This window comes from Amycolatopsis sp. NPDC051071 (genome assembly GCF_040682875.1).
Taxonomy (GTDB): Bacteria; Actinomycetota; Actinomycetes; order Mycobacteriales; family Pseudonocardiaceae; genus Amycolatopsis.
In genome coordinates, this window is record NZ_JBFBBY010000013.1 from 68,035 (window position 1) to 86,846 (window position 18,812).

The 18,812-nt window shown below is 66.7% G+C and carries 24 protein-coding genes; 11 read left to right on the forward strand and 13 right to left on the reverse strand.

What is annotated here, in order from left to right; translation table 11 throughout:
* Positions 1-5: 5 nt before the first annotated feature.
* The 3 genes from AB0M65_RS07030 to AB0M65_RS07040 all read left to right on the forward strand — a co-directional run bounded on the left by AB0M65_RS07030 (position 6) and on the right by AB0M65_RS07040 (position 2,430).
* On the forward strand, positions 6-677 hold the full coding sequence (locus tag AB0M65_RS07030) for a response regulator transcription factor (RefSeq protein ID WP_364022700.1): 672 nt from the start codon (positions 6-8) through the stop codon (positions 675-677).
* On the forward strand, positions 674-2,044 hold the full coding sequence (locus tag AB0M65_RS07035; RefSeq protein ID WP_364022703.1) for an ATP-binding protein: 1,371 nt from the start codon (positions 674-676) through the stop codon (positions 2,042-2,044). The genes AB0M65_RS07030 and AB0M65_RS07035 overlap by 4 nt, the downstream gene beginning before the upstream one ends.
* Positions 2,045-2,271: 227 nt before the next feature.
* On the forward strand, positions 2,272-2,430 hold the full coding sequence (locus tag AB0M65_RS07040; RefSeq protein ID WP_364022706.1) for a hypothetical protein: 159 nt from the start codon (positions 2,272-2,274) through the stop codon (positions 2,428-2,430).
* Between the two features lie 428 nt (positions 2,431-2,858).
* On the opposite strand, the gene AB0M65_RS07045 is transcribed toward AB0M65_RS07040, so the two are convergent.
* Positions 2,859-3,401, reverse strand: coding sequence for a hypothetical protein (locus tag AB0M65_RS07045; protein WP_364022709.1), 543 nt, complete (start codon positions 3,399-3,401; stop codon positions 2,859-2,861).
* 376 nt (positions 3,402-3,777) lie between these two features.
* Between AB0M65_RS07045 and AB0M65_RS07050 the strand changes: the two genes are divergently transcribed.
* Complete coding sequence (locus AB0M65_RS07050; RefSeq protein WP_364022712.1) at positions 3,778-4,110, forward strand: hypothetical protein; 333 nt, start codon at positions 3,778-3,780, stop codon at positions 4,108-4,110.
* Between the two features lie 447 nt (positions 4,111-4,557).
* Here AB0M65_RS07050 and AB0M65_RS07055 read toward each other — a convergent pair whose 3' ends face one another.
* Positions 4,558-4,839 (reverse strand): hypothetical protein, encoded by a 282-nt coding sequence (locus AB0M65_RS07055; RefSeq protein WP_364022715.1) that lies wholly within the window; start codon positions 4,837-4,839, stop codon positions 4,558-4,560.
* A gap of 117 nt (positions 4,840-4,956) precedes the next feature.
* Entirely contained in the window at positions 4,957-5,196 is a 240-nt protein-coding gene (locus tag AB0M65_RS07060) for a hypothetical protein (protein ID WP_364022718.1), read from the reverse strand.
* A gap of 453 nt (positions 5,197-5,649) precedes the next feature.
* On the opposite strand from AB0M65_RS07060, the gene AB0M65_RS07065 reads away from it, so the two are divergent.
* Positions 5,650-5,949: a hypothetical protein gene (locus AB0M65_RS07065; RefSeq protein ID WP_364022721.1), complete on the forward strand. Its 300-nt coding sequence runs from the start codon at positions 5,650-5,652 to the stop codon at positions 5,947-5,949.
* 197 nt (positions 5,950-6,146) lie between these two features.
* On the opposite strand, the gene AB0M65_RS07070 is transcribed toward AB0M65_RS07065, so the two are convergent.
* The 4 genes from AB0M65_RS07070 to AB0M65_RS07085 form a co-directional block, all read right to left on the reverse strand.
* Positions 6,147-6,398, reverse strand: a complete 252-nt coding sequence (locus AB0M65_RS07070; protein ID WP_364022724.1) for a hypothetical protein — start codon at positions 6,396-6,398, stop codon at positions 6,147-6,149.
* Positions 6,370-6,519, reverse strand: a complete 150-nt coding sequence (locus AB0M65_RS07075) for a hypothetical protein (protein WP_364022725.1) — start codon at positions 6,517-6,519, stop codon at positions 6,370-6,372. The genes AB0M65_RS07070 and AB0M65_RS07075 overlap by 29 nt, the downstream gene beginning before the upstream one ends.
* A 544-nt stretch (positions 6,520-7,063) precedes the next feature.
* A complete protein-coding gene (locus AB0M65_RS07080) occupies positions 7,064-7,303 on the reverse strand; it encodes a hypothetical protein (protein ID WP_364022727.1) in 240 nt (79 codons plus the stop codon).
* Positions 7,304-7,390: 87 nt separating this feature from the next.
* On the reverse strand, positions 7,391-7,642 hold the full coding sequence (locus tag AB0M65_RS07085; RefSeq protein ID WP_364022729.1) for a hypothetical protein: 252 nt from the start codon (positions 7,640-7,642) through the stop codon (positions 7,391-7,393).
* Positions 7,643-7,716: 74 nt separating this feature from the next.
* Here AB0M65_RS07085 and AB0M65_RS07090 point away from each other — a divergent pair, with 74 nt between their 5' ends.
* Positions 7,717-7,902: a hypothetical protein gene (locus tag AB0M65_RS07090; protein ID WP_364022730.1), complete on the forward strand. Its 186-nt coding sequence runs from the start codon at positions 7,717-7,719 to the stop codon at positions 7,900-7,902.
* Between the two features lie 359 nt (positions 7,903-8,261).
* On the opposite strand, the gene AB0M65_RS07095 is transcribed toward AB0M65_RS07090, so the two are convergent.
* On the reverse strand, positions 8,262-8,522 hold the full coding sequence (locus AB0M65_RS07095; protein ID WP_364022732.1) for a hypothetical protein: 261 nt from the start codon (positions 8,520-8,522) through the stop codon (positions 8,262-8,264).
* A gap of 202 nt (positions 8,523-8,724) precedes the next feature.
* Here AB0M65_RS07095 and AB0M65_RS07100 point away from each other — a divergent pair, with 202 nt between their 5' ends.
* From AB0M65_RS07100 to AB0M65_RS07110, 3 genes are all read left to right on the forward strand, one after another.
* Positions 8,725-9,771 (forward strand): hypothetical protein, encoded by a 1,047-nt coding sequence (locus AB0M65_RS07100; protein WP_364022734.1) that lies wholly within the window; start codon positions 8,725-8,727, stop codon positions 9,769-9,771.
* Between the two features lie 447 nt (positions 9,772-10,218).
* Entirely contained in the window at positions 10,219-10,545 is a 327-nt protein-coding gene (locus AB0M65_RS07105; RefSeq protein WP_364022736.1) for a hypothetical protein, read from the forward strand.
* A gap of 584 nt (positions 10,546-11,129) precedes the next feature.
* Positions 11,130-11,318: a hypothetical protein gene (locus AB0M65_RS07110; RefSeq protein WP_364022739.1), complete on the forward strand. Its 189-nt coding sequence runs from the start codon at positions 11,130-11,132 to the stop codon at positions 11,316-11,318.
* Positions 11,319-11,419: 101 nt separating this feature from the next.
* Here the strand turns inward: AB0M65_RS07110 and AB0M65_RS07115 are convergent, their stop codons facing one another.
* From AB0M65_RS07115 to AB0M65_RS07130, 4 genes are all read right to left on the reverse strand, one after another.
* Positions 11,420-11,938, reverse strand: coding sequence for an HAD domain-containing protein (locus AB0M65_RS07115; RefSeq protein ID WP_364022742.1), 519 nt, complete (start codon positions 11,936-11,938; stop codon positions 11,420-11,422).
* A gap of 145 nt (positions 11,939-12,083) precedes the next feature.
* Entirely contained in the window at positions 12,084-12,743 is a 660-nt protein-coding gene (locus AB0M65_RS07120; RefSeq protein ID WP_364022801.1) for a hypothetical protein, read from the reverse strand.
* Between the two features lie 157 nt (positions 12,744-12,900).
* Positions 12,901-13,212, reverse strand: coding sequence for a hypothetical protein (locus AB0M65_RS07125; protein ID WP_364022745.1), 312 nt, complete (start codon positions 13,210-13,212; stop codon positions 12,901-12,903).
* 499 nt (positions 13,213-13,711) lie between these two features.
* A complete protein-coding gene (locus AB0M65_RS07130) occupies positions 13,712-13,843 on the reverse strand; it encodes a hypothetical protein (RefSeq protein WP_364022748.1) in 132 nt (43 codons plus the stop codon).
* Positions 13,844-14,205: 362 nt separating this feature from the next.
* Here AB0M65_RS07130 and AB0M65_RS07135 point away from each other — a divergent pair, with 362 nt between their 5' ends.
* Entirely contained in the window at positions 14,206-14,586 is a 381-nt protein-coding gene (locus tag AB0M65_RS07135) for a hypothetical protein (protein WP_364022751.1), read from the forward strand.
* A gap of 22 nt (positions 14,587-14,608) precedes the next feature.
* Here the strand turns inward: AB0M65_RS07135 and AB0M65_RS07140 are convergent, their stop codons facing one another.
* On the reverse strand, positions 14,609-14,779 hold the full coding sequence (locus tag AB0M65_RS07140; protein WP_364022754.1) for a hypothetical protein: 171 nt from the start codon (positions 14,777-14,779) through the stop codon (positions 14,609-14,611).
* 291 nt (positions 14,780-15,070) lie between these two features.
* Here AB0M65_RS07140 and AB0M65_RS07145 point away from each other — a divergent pair, with 291 nt between their 5' ends.
* Positions 15,071-18,736, forward strand: a complete 3,666-nt coding sequence (locus tag AB0M65_RS07145; RefSeq protein WP_364022757.1) for a helix-turn-helix domain-containing protein — start codon at positions 15,071-15,073, stop codon at positions 18,734-18,736.
* Positions 18,737-18,812 lie beyond the last annotated feature (76 nt).

Below are 18,812 nucleotides of genomic sequence, written 5' to 3' on the forward strand. Positions count from 1 at the left end.
GAGTCATGCGCGTGCTCGTGGTGGAAGACGAAATGCGGTTGGCCGAGACACTCCAATGGGGGCTCGAGGCCGACGGCTACGCGGTCGACCTCGCCCACGACGGCCTGGAAGGGCTCGAACTCGCGCAACTGTACCCGTATCAGGTGATCATCCTGGACATCATGCTGCCGAAGCTCAACGGCTACCGGGTCTGCGCGGCGCTTCGCGAACGCGGAGTGACCACGCCGATTCTCATGCTGACGGCGAAGAACGGCGAGTACGACGAAGCCGAGGCGCTCGACACCGGCGCCGACGACTACCTGAGCAAGCCGTTCTCCTACGTCGTGCTCACCGCCCGGCTGAGGGCACTCCTCCGGCGGGGTGCGTCTGGATCGGCGGGCGTGCTGGAGTTCGGGGATCTGGTGCTCGACCCGGCGAAGCGGACGTGCCGCCGCGCCGGGACGCCGGTTTCGTTGACCACCAAAGAGTTCGCGGTCCTCGAATGCCTTCTTCGGCACGGCGGGCAACTGGTGACGAAACGGGAGATCCTCGAGGGGGTCTGGGACCTGGCGTACCGGGGCGACCCCAACATCGTCGAGGTCTACGTCAGTGCGCTGCGGCGCAAACTGGACGCGCCGTTCGGGCGGCGCACCATCGCGACCGTGCGCGGCGCGGGCTACCGGCTGGAGGACGGGTGAGCGGATGGTGGCCCTCGTCGGTACGCCGCGGCACCGCGCTCTCGGCGGCGCTGCTCTGCGCGGTCGTGTTCACCCTCGGCTGGCTGGGCACCCGCGAGCTGCTGAGCGGGCAACTGTCGAACAGTGCCGTGGCCGCCACACGAGTCCAGCTGGAGAGCCTCGCCGACGCCTACCGTGCCGGGCAACCGCCGCAGCTCTACGGTGACGCGCTTTTCGAGGTGGTCGACGCTTCGGGGCGGGAGGTGGCGGCCAGCGAGAACCTGCACCGCTGGGATCCCGCGTGGACGCCGTTGCCGCCCGCGCCCGCCGGGGCACCCGCGGACTGGACGGTCACCACGAAGGCCACCCTGAAACCCGGCGACCATCCACACTGGCGTGAATACCGCGAATACACCGTGGTGGGCAAGGTGACCGACCGCGGCGGGCACCGTTTCACCGTCTACCTGTTCGTGTCTCCGTGGGAGACGCTCCGGACGTTGGGGACCTTCGACGACACCCTGGTCTTCTTCGTCCCGCTCGCGGTGCTGGTCACCGCGCTGGCCGCGTGGCTCGCGGCGGGGCGGGCGCTGCGGCCGGTGGAGGCGATCCGCCGGGAGCTGGCCGAGGTCAGCGGGAGCGGGCTCGACCGCCGGGTGCCGGTACCTCCGTCCCGTGACGAGGTCGCCCGGCTGGCGACCACCACGAACGCCACCCTCGACAGGTTGCAGCGGGCCTACGAGCAGCAGGAACGGTTCGTCGCGGACGCCAGCCACGAACTGCGCAGCCCGCTCGCGAGCCTCCGCGCCGGACTGGAGGTCGCGCTCACCCACGCCGATCGCGCCGATTGGCCCGCCGTCGCGCGCCGTTTGCTGCTCGACGTCCAGCGGCTCCAGCGCATCACGGCGGACCTCTTGCAGCTGGCCGTCGACCCAGCCGAGATCCCGGAAGACGCCGTCGACCTCGCCGACGTGGTGGGGGAGCAGATAGCCGAACGCGCGCTCGAACCCGGCCCCGAAATCGTGTCCGATGTGGACGGACCGGCGCCGGTGGCGGGTGAGCCCGTCCAGCTGGAACGGCTGCTGCGGAACCTGCTCGACAACGCCGTCCGGCACGCGCGGTCGTCCGTCACCGTCCGGCTCCGGAGTGAGGCGGGGGAGGCGGTCCTCGAAGTGATCGACGACGGCCCCGGAATCCCCCCAGCCGATCGCGAGCGCGTCTTCGACCGGTTCGCCCGGCTCGACGACGCTCGCGCGCGGGACGCGGGTGGTACGGGCCTCGGTCTCACGCTGGCCAGGGACATCGCAGTCCGGCATGGCGGATCGCTCCGGGCAGAGGATGGAGCTACTGGTGCGCGGTTGGTCGCTCGGCTACCCCTCAGAGGTATGTGACGCTCCTTGCGAGCTGAAATCCCTGCGGGTACATCCATACTCTTGCGGCACCGATTCAGGCGAGTTGGAGCGCAGGTAGCGGCGGGGGCGGCGGCAGTGTGATGTGGGGATCGAGTTCGACACCGCCGGCGCGGAGGGTGTCGTCGAGTAAGCGCCATATCCACCGAGTGAGGAGTGCGGTGAGTTCGGCTCGGGGAACCCGGTGCCGGGTTTCGAGCCATTGCGCGGTGCATGCAGGAATCGACCAGGCCTACAACGCCGAACGCGATGGTTTCGGCGATTCGTGTGTCCATGTCGAACAGCGTCAGGCAGTGCTCGAACAGCAGGGTGAGTTGCCGCGCAATGACGGTCTTGACGTCGGCGACCGCGTCCCGGCCGCTGTGTGACTGCAAGCTGAGGTAGCGGTAGCTACCTGGCCGATCCGGCCTACTGGCGCAAGATCTCGCGGCAGCTGAACAAGGGCGAGTCGCTGCACGCGCTGAAGCGAGATTTGCTCCACGGCTGCCTGCTAGGGGCGGCGGACAGCTCCGTGAACACGGGTCCGGGTTGCCACGGGACGCGGGCCCGGTTGAGTCCCATCGAGGTCGCCACGATCGTGGTAGCTGAGGCTTGTCTGCTCATTAGCGGCACGGCGTTCGCCGGTCATGTGGAGTACAAAGGTCCGTATAACACCCCCGATGAGTGCGTCCACGCCTTGCGGGAACTGCCGCCTGACCCAACCGTGGACGGTCTCGAATGCATTCCCATGAACGGCAAGCACTACATCGAAATCTCGCACACGAACTGAGGGTGGTGTCCCCGCGGGCCCACGTCGTCACCGCAAGAAGATGCGCGTCTTTCTCCGGTCTTGGTGAATGACGTAGGTTTGCGGCCGGACGCGGTTTCCGGAGCGGAATGCGACGACCCCGGCGGTCAGCGCTCCGGAAACCGCGAGCCGCGCGATCCGGCTGGGCAGATCGCCGTCGCGGGCTGGTGCGTTGTCGGTGACGAGGTCACAACCGACCAGCAACAGCCCGACCCGTTGGGTGACCGCGAGTTCCTGCCACCGTTGAGGAAGGTCGACGCCGGCGTGGCTGACGAGGGGGCGAACATGTGGCCAGCGGACGGTGAGGCGCGGCCGCGGGCCAAGAGCGGACTCCTCGAACGTCACCTCGATCTGCCAGCCGGGGACGGGCTTCAGGGGAACGCGCCGGATATCCGTCGTCAACGGCAGCCCGCGGCTTTGCGACGCACGCAACAAGGCGTCGGGCACACGGTTTCCCTCGCTTACCGAGTGCCCGTCCATGAGCAGCGTCGCGAATTCGCGCTCTCCGAATGTCCAGACAACCCCTTGGAAGCGGATCTGGTTCCCTTGCATCGACAAACCCCCGGTTTTCGAATGAGGCGATCGATTCAGGGTAGGTCCGGGGCACTCGTTGTTCACGGACTTCGAAAAAAGATCACCTCAAACGACCAAGCCGCCCAAACCGAAAGTAATGGGGCGCCAAACGTACTTTAAATTCGAACGCCTGCGGGCTCGTGGCCTCAGTCGATGAGGACGTTCTTGTAGAACAGGTTCGCGTAGCGATTCGGATTCTCCATGCTGCTGCGCGACCCGAAATTCAAGTACAACCGAGTCTCCCCGGCCAGGCTCCGGTAGATCCGAGGCCCTCCGGCTCGCGGTATTACGGACAGGGCCGAAGGGGTGACAGCCGGTTGACTTCCAGTATCTCTGAAGTTTTACGGTCGTTTTCATGACAGTGCAGCTGAATCACACGATCATCAACGCCACCGACCGCACCGCCACGGCGGGCTTCCTGGTCTCGATCCTCGGCTTGCCCGAACCCGCCGAATTCGGCCCGTTCCGCGGTCAGGTACAGGCGGCCGATCGGCAGCCGGTGCCGCTCGTCGACCACGATCACGTCCACCGGGGTGTGGTCGATCTGCGCCTGCTCCAGGAGCCCGGCGATCTCCGGCGGTGTCCCGTCGGCCGACCGCCGCGACCGGGCCGCGTCGGTGCCTTCCCGCGCTGTCGTTGTCTTCACCGGGTCCAGTTGCGCGATCCGCCGCAGCACCGTGCCTTGTAGGTCTTGCTCAGTCGGTGGTCTCTCCTGCAACGGTCGGGTGTCCGCGTGCTCGGCGGTGGCAGGCGGGGTGGTGCGCCGGGAACGGGGACGGGCGGGCGGCTGCTCCGCGTCGTCGGTGTCCTCGGGATCGAGGGTGTAGCCGTGGCCGAGCGTCAGGTTGGTGACCTCGGTCTTCCGTTTTCCTTACCCTGGGGCATGCCAACTTTCGCGCGGCTGCCGGAGTGCCCTTTTCAAAGACCCGAGGAGTACGACTGGAAATCGGGTCGCAAAAACACTTTATGCTGACGCTAAGTGAAGCGGAAAAGCAGCTTCCAGTCAGAGAAAATCCAGGCGAACTTATCTCAGTGTGCGCCTAGGTCAACCTGGGGAATGGCAAAACTGTTCGATCCAATGCCATACCGCGCGTGGCGATAAGAGAAGGAAACAGTGAGATAGATCCGATCGACCTTAGTTATTGATCTTCGATCTCGTCCTTCGCCATGTCATGCGATAAAAGCTTTGGACGCGCCGAACGTTCTCGGATGTCGAATACGGCACCTGTGTGGGTGGGTTGTCCGTGCGCGCGTTGTCGACGAGCACGCCGCCGACACGGGTCTTGACGCTGCCGAGCACGAGCTGGCGGCACTGCTCGGCGAGCTGCCACGCCTGCGCGCGGTCCTTGTCGTAGCAGGCGATCTCCATGCGTGGGTAGTCGGTGATCCCGTCGTCCGAGCCGCCGACTCGCTGCACCCGGATCAGTGTGGGACCAGGTCAGCCGGGGTTGCGGTTACAGTCGGCGCGAGCGGGTCGAGCGGCGCCAGGAACACGGTCTCGGAGTTGGGGAACAGCGGCAGCACCATGCTCACCTCAGACCGCCTCCACAATGTCGATCGTGCGGGCCAACACGTGGTGCGGGTGGTTCTGGTGGTCGTTTCCCCACTCCACGGCCGCCGAAGGCGCAGCGGTCGCGACGACCAGCCCCACCGGCCGATCCCGTCGTCGTCCGCCAAGGCCGCCATCCTCGGCGTGGATTCCAGCCGCGTACTCCCCGGTCCGGCGCGGGGCGATGCTCTGGGCGAACTGCGCTCCGCCCCGGGCGCGACCCATGCAGTCCGGGCGCGAGACGAGCCCAGGCGGCGCGGGCGTCGTCGGACAGGTCCTCGGGCGCGGTGACCTCGTGCTCGGGCGAGATCGGCTCGGCTTGGTTAATCCGGTCCGGGCGGTCGCCGTGCAGCACCTTCAGTGCTGTCGGCTTCGCTCCGCCTGTTCCCACTGGTCACTCACCTCTCCCACGATCGGCCGCGTCTATCTGCGAAACATCTACACAGCTCACGCACTACGTCAGCGATTAACCCATTAGGAGCATGTGACGCATCGAAGCCATGTGCCACACTCGCATAACACGGGGGAGGGGCGGCGTGATGATCACTTCCGATCTGCAATGAATGAACATCTGGCAGGGGTAGTCGTCTGCCTCCCTTTGGCATTGTCAACTGGAGGTTAAACGTGATACGTAGAATCGCATCTTTGATGGCCGCAACTGTTGCCGCAGGTGGGCTCATGGTCGCCGCTGCTCCGGCGGCCAATGCGCAAATCAAGTCAACCTGCAACGGCACAGTTTGCTTTGCCGCCGATGTCTACTACCAGGCTGGCGACAACAACGTCCTGGTCAGCACTGGCACCGTTTCGTTCACTGATGGCATCAAGCGGTACCCGAATATCTTTGTTGCACGCGACCATTGGAGTGGTACGACGCGTGTTCTCAGCTGGAAGAAGAGTATAAACAAGAAATACCCGAAGGGTACTCTTGCCTGCGGCGATCAGGTCAGTGGCACGGCCGCCGCGTGCGTCACGCTGTGACCTGAGGAAACATCACCGAAGAGGAATGTCGCCTAGCAAATCTTGCGGCATTCCTCTTCGGTACGTCAGTTGAGGTGGCGGAGCTGCGGCCACCGGCCGCGCCCGCTGCGCGGAAGCCGAGACGACGGGCCGCGCCACGGATCATGGCTCCGCTGACGTTGACCAGCGAACGACGCATGTGTGCTTTCCTCCTTTCTCTACTCGCCTTCCATCGGCACGCCGAGCACCTGGGCTACGGCGTAGCCGTCCATGTACTTGTCGCCGATGGCGAGCAGCTTCGCGTTGCGGAGAAACTTCTCCTTGTCCTCTCGGGTCTTGAAGCAGACGGCGATCCAGAACTTGGAGTCCGTGGCGAGCCGGACCCTCTCGGCCTCGCGCTTCGCGCGGTCGCGGAACCCTTGCTGTAGGGCTGTGAGTTCCTTACGGGAGTCCTCCGGTGTACTCGACATCGGCCAGCGGATCGGGTTCCGGGTCCGCGTTGAGCTGCGCCAGGATGTCGTCGTTCGACCCGCCCGTCGGAGCGGCGGCTCCGGCGAGGTGGGCCATCAGGTCGTCGTTAGAGTCCGGCACGGAACAGCTCCAGGTCTGCCGGCGGGAACCACTCCAGGATGCGGGCGTAGTCGGCTGGTCGCCAAGGCTCGATGTCGATCAGGCTACCGAATGGGGGGGGCGACTATCCGGTAGCTCGTCGGAAAGGGGAACCGGTGACGCCCAGCGGCACGCCGTTCGTGAACGGCGTGCCGCTGTAGGTGTGTCATCCGTCGGGCGGTGGGCAGGGACTGGACCCGCCGCAGGACGAGAGGGGTTACGCGATTGTGTCAGCTGCCGTCAGCAGGCGATCGTGGTGTCGCCTCCGTCGACTGTGCAGGTGTCGTTGCCGACTTTGCCGACGGTGTCGATGAGGGTGTCGTTGCCGTTCTGGCCGTCGAGGTCATCGTTTCCGGGGCCGCCGTAGAGCGGACTTCTGTCCCTTGGACATAGCGACGACGCTACGCGGACTCCGACGCCTGGTGCACCGCTGACCGGAGTCCGGAACGAAGTGACCGCGGCGTGCCTCCTCGACGCCCTGCGTCAGCCGCCAGATCGGCTCCGCTGATTTGGCGGCTGAGGGGGATCAGTTCGACCAGGCGACCACGCCGACGTAGCCGAAGTTCTGGTGGCCGCAGCCAGTCCAGGTGACGAGATGGCCTTCGGCGCGTTTCTGCTGGGCGAGCTGGGAGCCGTTCGCGTTGCATTGGGCCAGCGTGGATCCGGTGACCGTCTGCTGGTAATAGGTCGTCGCAGCTTGTGCGGGTGTGGTGATGGCGAGGGACAGCAGGGTGATCGCCGTGGCGGCGCAGAGTTTCTTCAGCACAGGGGCAGCCAAGCACATCATCGGCGTCGCTCTGTGGGTACTTTCCGCAGAGATCACCGGCTGCCCGCGTGGAGACGCCGGAGTGACTCAGCCGTTCCAGGCTGGGCTGGTGTTAGGGGGATAGGCACTGCTGAACGCGCCCCTCACCCAGCCATCCACGTCCTGTCCGTCCCATTCCAGCAGCGTACCGGCGTTACGGATGCACTTGTCGTAGTCGAGGCTTCCGAACAGCCGGCTGACGGTGAGCTGCTGAGTGAGCTGCTGGTAACCCTTGCCTGTTCTGTACTTCATCCACACCGTTGTGCGGAGCAGCCCAAGACGCAGATCGCCGTTCACCACGGTCAGGACTCCCTGCTGCACGTTGCTGTTCTTCTCTTCGTGTCCCTTGTTTCTTAAGGGAGTCGATGATGCCCGTGAGCGCGACCGGTGTCACCAAACCTCCGCGCAGGTCTGTCACCGCCGAGATGGCCGGCGACAGGGAGAGGGACGAGATGGACACGCTGCGGCTGTCACTGACGATGTTGGCGAGGAAGGGCATCGTCTTGAACTGGAGTTCGAAGATGATCCATCGGAGGATCCCGAACAACATGGAAGACTGATCGCCGGTCTTGCGCAGAATGGTGGCGGCCACGGGATTGCCATGAGCCGAACGATGCCAACGGCCCAGGGCGGGCAGTCCACTGCCGTCTCCTTCGTAGGCATTGCCGACGCCTGTCTCCTGATCTCCCTCGGCGAGCGCGTGGCCGTCGGGGCCGAGGAGTCCTAGCTTCGCCAGCACTTCCTGCGAGAGCGCCTGCCTAATGGCTTTGACAGACGAAGAGATCGCGTACCTGTGCTCGCGGCCCTTGGCCTGCTTGGCGACCCTGTCGGAGGACGGCGAACAGGGGACGGCCTTGCGCCTGCCCTACCCGGTGAAGAGCTTCACCAGCCACGCCCGCCGCTCCTCCTTGGCCTTGCGTCAGGTCTCGTTGTTCTTGCCCGCACGCTTGGCCTCCGCGGCCTTATAGGCGCGGTCCGGCTCCACCTGTCCTCCGCCGTGGCGGACGTGCCCGTGAGCGTCCGGATCCGTGCAGACGTACACGATGTCCGCCGCGGTCTCCTCGAGGTCGTCCACGGCGTAGGCGGCGTGGCCGGTGCAGCTGGCGTGCTCCTCGGGCGTAAGGCCCTTCTCGGCCTGTCCGTCGGCGAATTGGTTGTTCCGGTCCTGCAACGTCCGCACATGCTGATGAGTGAGTCTCTCGTTGCGAGGGTGTATTGAGCTCATCGGGTTGGTGTGGCAGAACGCGGTCGGCGAGTGTTGGCGGTACGTGTCGACGGCGGGTGATACTGGGTGAATGAGGTCGTTGCGGGTGAGGGACCGCCGGGTGCGGTGGGCGGCAGGGCGGAGCCTGCTGTTCCGGGATCGGCTCGCGCGATTCGCTGTGAAGCGGCTAATCCGAGAATGCGACAACGGCGTGAACTCCGCTGCCGTGAATGCGCTCATCCGCGTAGCCGCCTACGGGACGGAACTGGCAGCGGCGCGGGCTTTGAGCGCTCTGCAGTCGGTATGCGAGGACCGGGAAAAAGCCGGTACGGTGATCTACGCGTGCCTGCGGGTCAGCGAGGCTCGTCTGTGGTCGGCGGTCTCGGTACCGCTGTTGTTTCGGAGCTCACCTGATGGGCTCGATCGCTACCTGGGCTCGGATTCGAACACCGGTCAGGCCAGAGACAGGGACCGTGAGTACGTCGTCAACGCCTTGTTGTCCCTGGCCCGGGATCGTCCTGAGCGCCCCGAGGCGGCCCAGTACTTGGCAGCGACCGATCTTCCGATGCTGGTGACCGCGCTGGTGGACGCGTTCAAACCTGACCTGCCTGGAGGGCGTCACTACTTGCCGGACGCGGCGATCACCGCTATCGCACTGGCAAACCCGCACGTAGTACCGACTCCGAACACCATCGGGCTGGCCGTGGCCAAAGGACGTACGGATCTGGTCGACCTAACCAGCGCACACACGATCGACGATTTATTGTTCGGCTGCGCGTCCGAGGACCCGACGATGGCCAAGGTCTGCCGTCGGCACCTGCGCGCGCTACCGCCAGGACCAGGACGCGAACGCCTGTGCTCGTGGGCACTGATGGAAGACGGCGAGGCCACCACCGCGGTGGTCGGTGCGGGCTACCTGCCCGAACACCCCGAGGACCGCGCCGCCTTGTTGTTCATCTGCCAGCGGTGGGACGAGTACGACACGTTCGACCCGGACGGCGAGCTGCTGTATCGGGCCTATGTCGCGCGGCGGCACACCAACATCAATTACAACATCTCGCAAATCGCCTGGCAGAGCGGCAGACCCGACCCCGCCACCCGTTACCTCGCGGAATCTCCAAGTTCGCACGGAACATCGGCAGCGGTCGATCACCACTCGAAACACGGACCGAGCAGCACCTACGGTAGTGACTTCGGCGGGCACTACGGCGGATTCCACACCTGAACCACCGGCGCATCCCAGCGTCACACCTCCACTCGACACGACCAAACCGGCCAGGGCCTCGAACATGCGCCATCCGAGCTGACACTGGGTTGGGATTCCTCGTATCAGGGGCGAAGTCCAGCTGCGGTATGGAACCGCTCCTGATGGGCGGCCAGGCCGGTTGCGTGACGGATCGCCACCACGCCGTTGAGGTACACGGGAAAGTTGTGCTGTTCGCCGGTCACGTCAGTGTCGCGGTTCCCGTTTACTGCTTCCATAGGTGCGCACACTGCGTGTCGGCGGGAAGGAAGTGGCGCGGTCGGGGAGTTGCGGGCTGTCCGGCTGGGGATAACGCGGATGACGGTCGCTGTGGTGTTGCTTGCTTCGGCGGTCGCTTGCGCTGTACTCCGCGCCACACCGGCGGATCCAGGGGGCAGCTCGATTGCTGGAGCGACACCTGGGATTCCCGTGGCCGAGGCGCGGAGGCTGCTGGGGACGTTGCAGGTCGCGGTTCGCGGGACTCTGGACGGGTATGACCGGAACAAGAAGTTTCCGCACTGGAAGGCCGTGTCCGGTAGCTGCGATGTCCGTGAGGAGCTGCTGAAGTGTGACGGCGTGGGCGTAACGGTCAACGCCGAGTGCACCCCGGTGACCGGGTCTTGGCGCAGTCGGTACGACGGCGAGACGTGGACAGAAGCGTCCGATGTGGACGTGGACCATGTCGTACCGCTGGCGCAGGCGTGGGTCAGCGGTGCGAGGTCATGGGACCAGGCCGCTCGAGAGCAGGATCAGTAAAAGCCACCGCTGGTCTCGTTCTGGTGCACTTATGCGACCGACTGGATCGTGATCAAGCTCAGTACGGGTTGACGATCACCGTCCCAGAACGCACCACAATGGTCGAGCATGCTTGACCACTGTTGACGACACGGCCGCGTGCCACAGCCTTCGTGTCAGCGCCGCGCCGATCTTCCCCCCGGCATAGGAGGAAGGGCTCAGTCCCCATGCTGTGGCGGGGAATTGCCGGCCGCCGAGTACATCGAGCTGGACGACGTCGAAGAGCTCGGGCCCGTGCTCGACCGCGTCGTCGGACTCTGTGCGTAAGCCGGCGAGGGGCAACCGGTACTCCTGACGGAGAAACACTGCGCGTTGTCGGACAGATAGCCGGTCGCGCTCGTAAAACAGATTGAGGGACTAGGTGGCGGACTCAGGGGTGCGAGGTGAGGCACGGCGGCCGGTCGGCAGATTGGCACAGCGGGGGTGGCGCCGTTCACGTTCAAGAGTTCGCCGCCAGTGCCGGCGGCGTGCGCTGGCTTGCCCGGAAACGGGGTTGTGCCCAGTGCGATTCTTGTTGCTGGAGGCGATACGCAGGGGAGGACTGGTTGGCGAAGCGGCGATACGTGGCGAGGGGCGTGCCCGGCGGGTATCGCATCTGGGACAACAAGGCGCGGCGATGGTGGGGCGACCACTACGAGCTGTGCCCGGACGATCTGCTCACCGGGCTGAACGGCGCCGCCGAGCCTGCGCGGATCACCGCCCTGCCCACACGCTACCGGGCGCTTCGGCGGTGACCGCGCCTTTCGGTATCGACGTGGGTGACCGCGAGAACAGCTCGATTTCTGGTTCCTCGGCGTGTCGCGGTCGACTCAATCCGCGTGGCGTGGCGGCATCTTCAGGCTCTGCTTAGCCACTCACCAAGGGCGGTGTAGTCGGCCTCGGCAAGGCCCTGCCGGGGGTCGACGCGGTGCAGTAGGGCGTGTGCCCCGTGGTGTGCGCGCACCCAGTGTCGGTCTATGTCGGTGCTCTCGTCGTCGACCCAGGCGAATGGGCGTCCCATTGCCCAGTTGACGAGGGCTCGGGTCTTCCAGTGCAGTCCGTCGAGCTCGTCCTGCTCCTCGAGGTCGGATGGCTTCGGCCAGTCCACCACCGGCAACTGCGGAAGGCCAAGTCGCGGTGAGAGGCACTCGTTGGCGTCGGAGGTCCATGTCGTGGCCCAGACCAGATCGCAGGGTAATGCGGCCAATCGGGGCCCGTGACCAGGATTGACCCTGGCCAGGAGCGGGTTCGAGTTGGCTGCGGTTGAGTCGAAGTCGGGCCGGTAGGTCGGGTACTGCTCTGGCGGGGCGCCGAATGGGATGAGCGGCCCGTCGACGTCGAGGAAGAGCAGAGGCCGTTGTCCAGTGCCTGTCACGACCGCACGATAGCTGCCGATCAGCCTGCGCGGGGCTCGATGGGGAGGCTACGAATTCGACTCGTGACCGCGATCAAGGGATTCGGTGTTTCCCCTCCGCGGATCCCCGTAGCGGCCTTGCGATTCGGTATCTCTCAGCTCCAGGTCAAGGGGTGTCGGCGTGCGCCTCGGGGTTCCTGGCCGATGGTTCGGTCGGTGTCGGGAGGTCCAGTGCGCGGGCGAGGGCTGCGGTGACCGGGGCGGCGTGGCGGGGCAGGTTCTTGGCGGCCCAGTCGGCTGCCAGCGCGAGGAAGCCGATGAGGTCGTGCTCGGCTTCGGCGAGGAGTCGCCGGAGATCGGTGGCAAGCAACTCGATCACCGGACTGTCGTTCTGCTCAGCGTCGACGGTCAGCTGGACGGTCTCGCCGTGGCGTTCGGCGCGCGGATCGGGATCGTGCCCGAACCAGGCTTGCCCGCTGCCATCGAGGACCTGGTGCCACTCGCGCCAGTCCTCCAGGCCGTTGCAGCAGCCCGGCAGGAACGCCACCCCCGTGGCGCTGTCGGTCACCCTCAGGCCGCCGGCCGCGACGAGCGTGTCGAAGGTGAGCAGGCCGTGCAAGAACGACCCCAGTGGGTCTGCGGGGCGGGGCGGGCGGCCGTCATCCTCGGCATCGATGTCGTTGCAATCGGCGATGCGCATCACCGCTGTCCCGACCGCAAGGGGCGTGAGTTCGCCGCTGAGCGCAAGATAGCCGAACGACTCGACCTCAGCGACTGGCCACAGGGCAAAGCCGTCAGGCGCGTAGACCTCCAGGACGGGCTGCATCGTGATCACCTGGGTGAGTATCGCGCAACCCCACCCGTCCTGCCTCCCAATGAGCAGTTCGGTGCACACCAACAACACCGCATTGGTTCAGCGTTATCGTGTGGCAACTCGGGACGACGTGCGTCGGATCGAGATGGAGTATTCGACGATTGTGGTGCTATGTGCTCACGGGCTCGCGTCGAATCGCCATGGTGGCGCACACGGTGGCCAGTAGCCAGATGACCGGTCCGGCGGTTCCGCCGATGAGGTCGACATGGCCGGGAACCACGAGCAGGACGAGGAACGCCACGTCGACCACACCGAGCACGACGACGTTGAGCCAATACCCGAGACGGCTGTTGACGCGGTTCATAACCACCGCAACGAAGATGGCCTGCGTCCCCAGCACGGTAACGCAGATGAAGAACAGAAGGCTTTCAGCTGCCAGCTCGGTATCGGGCGCACCGTCAGCGAGATCACCGATCACCATCGAGACACCGAGACCCATGTGCAGCAGGCCCCACAACGCATATAACGCGGCAGAACTCGCTGCCCATCGACGAGCACCCGTCATTTCGCCCCCCCATTTTCACACGAACTCGCCGGTCCGGTCGGCGTGGTCCGGCCATGGGCGGAGCCTATTACCTACCGAATCGCGTCACATCGGGGTGATCCCCGACTTCAGCCCGGATATCTGGTGGGACTGCCGGTCGCGGTCCGCGGCGTGCTGGGTCGTCTCGCTGTGGGTTCGACGTCCCTTCCCTGGGCGGCCGAAGGGGTGTCTGGGAGTTCCGGAACGAGGCGTGCACTCGGCTCGCAAACACACCCGCGCATTCCTCGGGGCCGTCACCGGCCATGCGAGACCCAGCATCGGCTGACCATCCGCGCCCTGATGAACGAATGAGCACTGTCATCTCTTGCGCCTCTGACGGCGGCCATGCCACCTCTCCCGCGAACTGCGGATTCCGGCCGACGCAGAGCGGTTGAGCTCACTGCTGAATGAAGGTTCGGCGCAGTAGCTTCTCGAGTGCTTCGGCTGTTGCTTCGATGTCGGAGGTGGTGTGGGCTGTGCTGAGGAAGACTGTGCCGGAGGGCAGGAACAGGAAGCCGTGGTGCAGCATCCCTTCCAGGATGACGGTCCAGAGTCCGCCGGCGCCGTGGAGTCCGGTACCCGCGTCCGAGGACGTACTGGAGGAGTGAGCCGATCCGGTTGAAGCTGCCGCCGTCGGGAACCGAACCGAGTGCGCTGCCGACGACGTCGTCGAACTCGGATGAGATTTCTTCGAGTACGGCTGCGAGTGCGATCGGGTTGGCGTTGAAGGTGCCGGCGTGGACGACACCGGTCGTCACCTGATCGACCAGCGCCGCCCGTCCGACGACGGCCGGCGACAACGAAAGCGTGGGTGCTGGACGGCGCCTGTTCGGTAAGCGACGCCGCCCAGCCGGGCTACCCACCCACCCCGAGGGAATCTCGGGTGCGGAGATGAACGGTTTGAGGATTGACTTGGGTGGGAAGCATGTCGACATGTGGAGACCGGTGAAGGAACACGCAGGCCTTTCGGAGCGGCAACGTCGAAGCAGGCGCTGGATCGCAGGTCACCCCGGAGTGATGACCGTTGTCCCGGCCGTCATCTTCGGCGCGTTGGGCTGGTCGTTCGGTTCGAACGACGACGAAGTGAGTTGGTTGAATCCGGCGGTGGCCGGCGTCCTCGGTGTGGTGTTCGGCGTGCTATTCGGCTATGGCTTGTCGATGGAGTGCCGGGAGCAGAAACCGAAGGGTGCGCGCCGAGTGCTGGTCATCGTCGGACTGGTGTTCTGCGCTGCGGTGGGTCTGGGGATGCGGTACCTGCGCTACCGGACGTGACCTCGTACTTCTTCGCAACGCTTCAGGGCGACGAGACTGAGTCGTTCCGCCCACGCGCTCCCGGGTAGGCACCGGCCATGTCGATGCCGTGGTCGGCCGCGGTGGCGCACCAGGCGTGCAGCAGCTCGCCGGCGGCGTCGAGCACCGGCGCGGTGCGCAGCGACGAGCATTGGCTGCGGTCGAGGCGCTGCACAACGTTGCGGGCGAGGGGCAGGGCGTGGGGGTCACGAGAAGTCAGTCTCCTCCGGCGGCGGCGATGGCGGGGTAGGCGCGGCGGGGGTTCATCCAGACAGGCAGCGATCTCGTCCGACGATGCCTGACCGGCGCCGGGAGCCCGGGGTTGCGGCCTTCTCTGCTCTCAGTCGGGGTTGCCGTCGGTGCTGGTGACGATGAGGTGCAGCTTGCGTTTAATCCAACGCCGAAGCGTGACTGTGCTCTGAAACCAGGTCAGCCAGAACATCGACGAGACGCTAGCCTCACTTCCGTGAACCGGTTCGCCGCCGAGTTGCGCCGCCTGCGCCGGGCCAGCGACCTCTCGCTGTCCGCGCTGTCGACGTTGACGCACTACAGCAAAAGTTATCTGAGCAACGTCGAGAATGAGCGCAAGCCGCCGTCCGCAGACCTGGCGCGCAGGCTCGACGAGGTGCTCGGCGCCCGGGGGACTCTGCTCGAGCTGGCGGATGTCGCGTCCGAGTCGGCCTGCCCCTATCGCGGGCTGGCGGCGTTCGAGCCGGAGCACGCGCGCTGGTTCTTCGGCCGCGAGCGGGTCACCGCCGAACTCGTCGCGAGGCTGGCGAGTTCGCTGGACGGCATGCCGCTCGCGGTCTTCGGCGCGTCCGGCGCCGGGAAGTCGTCGCTGTTGAAGGCGGGGCTGGTGCCCTCGATCGCGCGAGGTGCGCTGCCCGCCACCGGTTCGGCGAGCTGGCCGGTACTGCTGCTCACACCGACCGCGCGACCTGCGCAGGCGCTGGCCCAAGGCGTCGCCAAAACGCTCGGCGCGTCCGAAACGGGCCTGCGTGAGGCGATCGACCACGGCACGTTCGGCCAAGCATTGCGGGTGGCGCTCGGCACCGGCGGGACCCGGCTGGTGCTGATCGTCGACCAGTTCGAGGAGATCTTCACGCTCTGCGAGTCCGAAACCGAACGCGAGTCGGTCATCAAGGCACTGTGCGGCGCGGACACGCCGACCGTGCTGGGTATCCGCGCCGACTTCTACCCGCATTGCCTGGCGTACCGCGAATTGCTGGCGGTCGTCACGCGCAATCAGTTCGTCGTCGGCGCGATGACTCGCGAAGAGGTCGTCGAGACGATCACCCGTCCGGCCGGCAAGGCCAAACTCACCGTCGAACCAGGCCTGGTCGAACTGCTGCTGCGAGACCTCGGCATCACCGAAACGGGTTACGAGGCGGGTGCGTTGCCGCTGCTGTCTCACGCGCTGCTCACCACCTGGCAGCAACGCGACGGGGACCGGCTGACCGTCGCGGGCTACGAACTGACCGGTGGCATCAACCGAGCCGTCGCGGAAACCGCCGAGCGCGTCTATACGCAGCTCGACGAAACGGCGAGAGAAGCCGCCCGGCGCCTGCTGCTCCGGCTGGTCCGGGTAGGTGACGAAGGCTGGGACACCCGCCGCCGCGCCGACCGCGAGTCACTGCTCGAACAGGACGCCGCGCTGGTCGCGATGGAGGCGTTCGCGACGGCCAGGCTGCTCGTGCTCGACCGCACGACGGTGGAGATCACCCACGAGGCGTTGCTGCGGGCCTGGCCACGGCTGCGTGCCTGGCTCGACGCCGACCGGGCGGGACTGCGCGTGCGCCAGCGGCTCACCGAGGCCGCCGAGACGTGGGACCAGCACGACCGCGCGACCTCACTCGCTTACCGGGGCACCGTGCTGGCGGGCGCGCGGAGCTGGGCGAGCGCGCACCGCGACGAGGTCACCGCGCTGGAGCGCGACTTCCTGGCAGCGAGTGAGCGTGAAGAGCACAAGGGTGTCCGCAGGCTGCGCCGATTGGTCGTCGCGCTTTCGGTCTTCGTCGTGCTGACCACGATCGCCGGTGGTGTTGCCATCGTCCAGCGGCAGCAGGCGTTGACCGAGCGGGACCAGGCGACCTCACGTCAAGCGGGAGAGCGCGCCGCCGCGCTGCTGGCCACCGATCCGTCGTTGGCTGGGCAGCTGGCGCTAGCCGCGTACCGGATCGCCGACACCGCCGCCGCGCGCGGCGCGCTGCTGAGCACGTTCGCCGATCCGTACCCGACCCGGCTGCACGGCGGCGGCGACCAGCTCGACACACTCGCGCTGCGGGCGGACGGGAACCTGCTGGTCACCGGCGGGGTCGACGGCCTGATCCAGCTGTGGGACGGCAAACACGCCGAGCCGACCTCGACCCTGCCGAACGCCGGACGGGTCGCCGGCCTGGCGATCAGTCCCGACGGCCGCTTGCTGGCGACGGCCGCGTCCGGCGGCGTCTCGCTCTGGGACGTCGCCGACCCGGCCCGTCCCGAATGGCTCGCGCCGCTGCAACCGGGCGCGCGGGCCGTCCGCTTCAGCCCCGACGGGAAGACGCTGGTCGCCACCGCGACCGCGGAGCAGCCGACCAGGCTTTGGAACGTGAGCGATCCCCGGCACCCGGCCGAATTGACCGCGTTGCGCGGGCACGACGGCGAAGTCAACACCGTCGCGTTCAGCCAGACGGCGCCCTTGCTCGTCACCGGCGGCGAGGACGGGCAGGTCATCGCCTGGGACACGCGTGACTCGCGGCCGCAGGTGATCGCGAAGCTCGGCAGCCCGGTCAGCGGGCTCACGCTCAGCCGTGACGGGCGGACGCTCGCGCTGGCCGATGAAACGCATTCGCTCTGGCTCTGCGCGGTCGACGGAATACAGATCGGCGCCCCTGCTTCCTTCCCCGGCCCCGACGCGCTGGTCCGAGATATGGCGTTCACCCGCGACGGCACCAGGCTCGCGGTCGGCGCAAACGACGGCGTCATCCGGTTCATGGATGTCGCTTCACGCCAAGAACTCTCCCGGCTGACGCAGCCGAACCGGGTGCGCGCGCTCGCGTTCAGCGAGGACGACAGCGTGCTCGCCACCGCGAGCAGCGCGGGCCGCTCGTACCTATGGCACCTCCCGGTGTCGAACCGCACAGGGCACGACAGTCCACTTCAGGCTGTTTCCGTCGACGCGGGCTCTGGCCTCGTCACCACCACGGCCCGGCAGGACGCGCGCGTACTGCTCTGGCGGACGGACTGGTCGGGGCTGGCGCCGATGTCGACGCTGTCCGGTCACACCGAAGACGTCGAGCGTACGGTGTTCGGCCCGGGCGCCCGGCTGCTCGCCACCTCCTCTCGAGACCGGACCGTCCGGCTCTGGGATCTCGCCGACCCGACGCACCCCGTGACGCTCGGCGTGCTTCGCGGCTTCGTGGACACGGCCACCGCCGTGGCCTGGTCGCCGGACGGCCGCACACTCGCCACCGGTGACGACAACGGCGACCTCATGCTGTGGGATGTCACCGATCCACGCTCACCCCTCAAGCTGGCAACCCTCACCGACAATTTCCGCGACGTCAACGCGGTGGCCTTCAGTGCCGACGGCAAGCAGCTGGCTTCGGGGAACAGTGACCGGACCGTCCGGCTGTGGGACTTGGCCGACCGCGCCAAGCCGCGGCAGGTGGCGAAGCTGTCCGGATTCACCGAAGCCGTCATGAGCGTCGCGTTCAGCTCGGACGCGGGCAGGCTCGCCGCCGCGAGCCTCGATCACACCGCGCGGCTGTGGAACCTGGCCGACCGCTCGGAACTGGCCACGATCGCCGGGCACGCCGGGCCGCTGGGGTATGTCGCCTTCAGCCCGGACGATCGCACTCTGGTCACGACCAGCACCGACCGCGACACCCGGCTCTGGGATGCCACAGACCCACGCCACCCGGCGCTCACCGCCGCACTCCAGAGCCCGCGCGCGGCCGTGACCAATTTCGTTTTCCTCCCGGACGGCAGGCGGATCGCGGCCGAGACCGGCGAGCACGTCATCCGGTTCTGGAACACCGACATCGAGGCCGCGGCGCGGCGGATCTGCGAGCTGTCCGGCACCCCGATCACGCGTCAGGAGTGGGCCGAGCAGTTCGGCGACTACGCGTACTCCCCGCCGTGCGCCTGACGATTCCCGCTGGTCACAACGTGTATCCCGAAATCCGGGCGGCAAGGGATACGGCATACCCCTGCCCGTGCGCGCG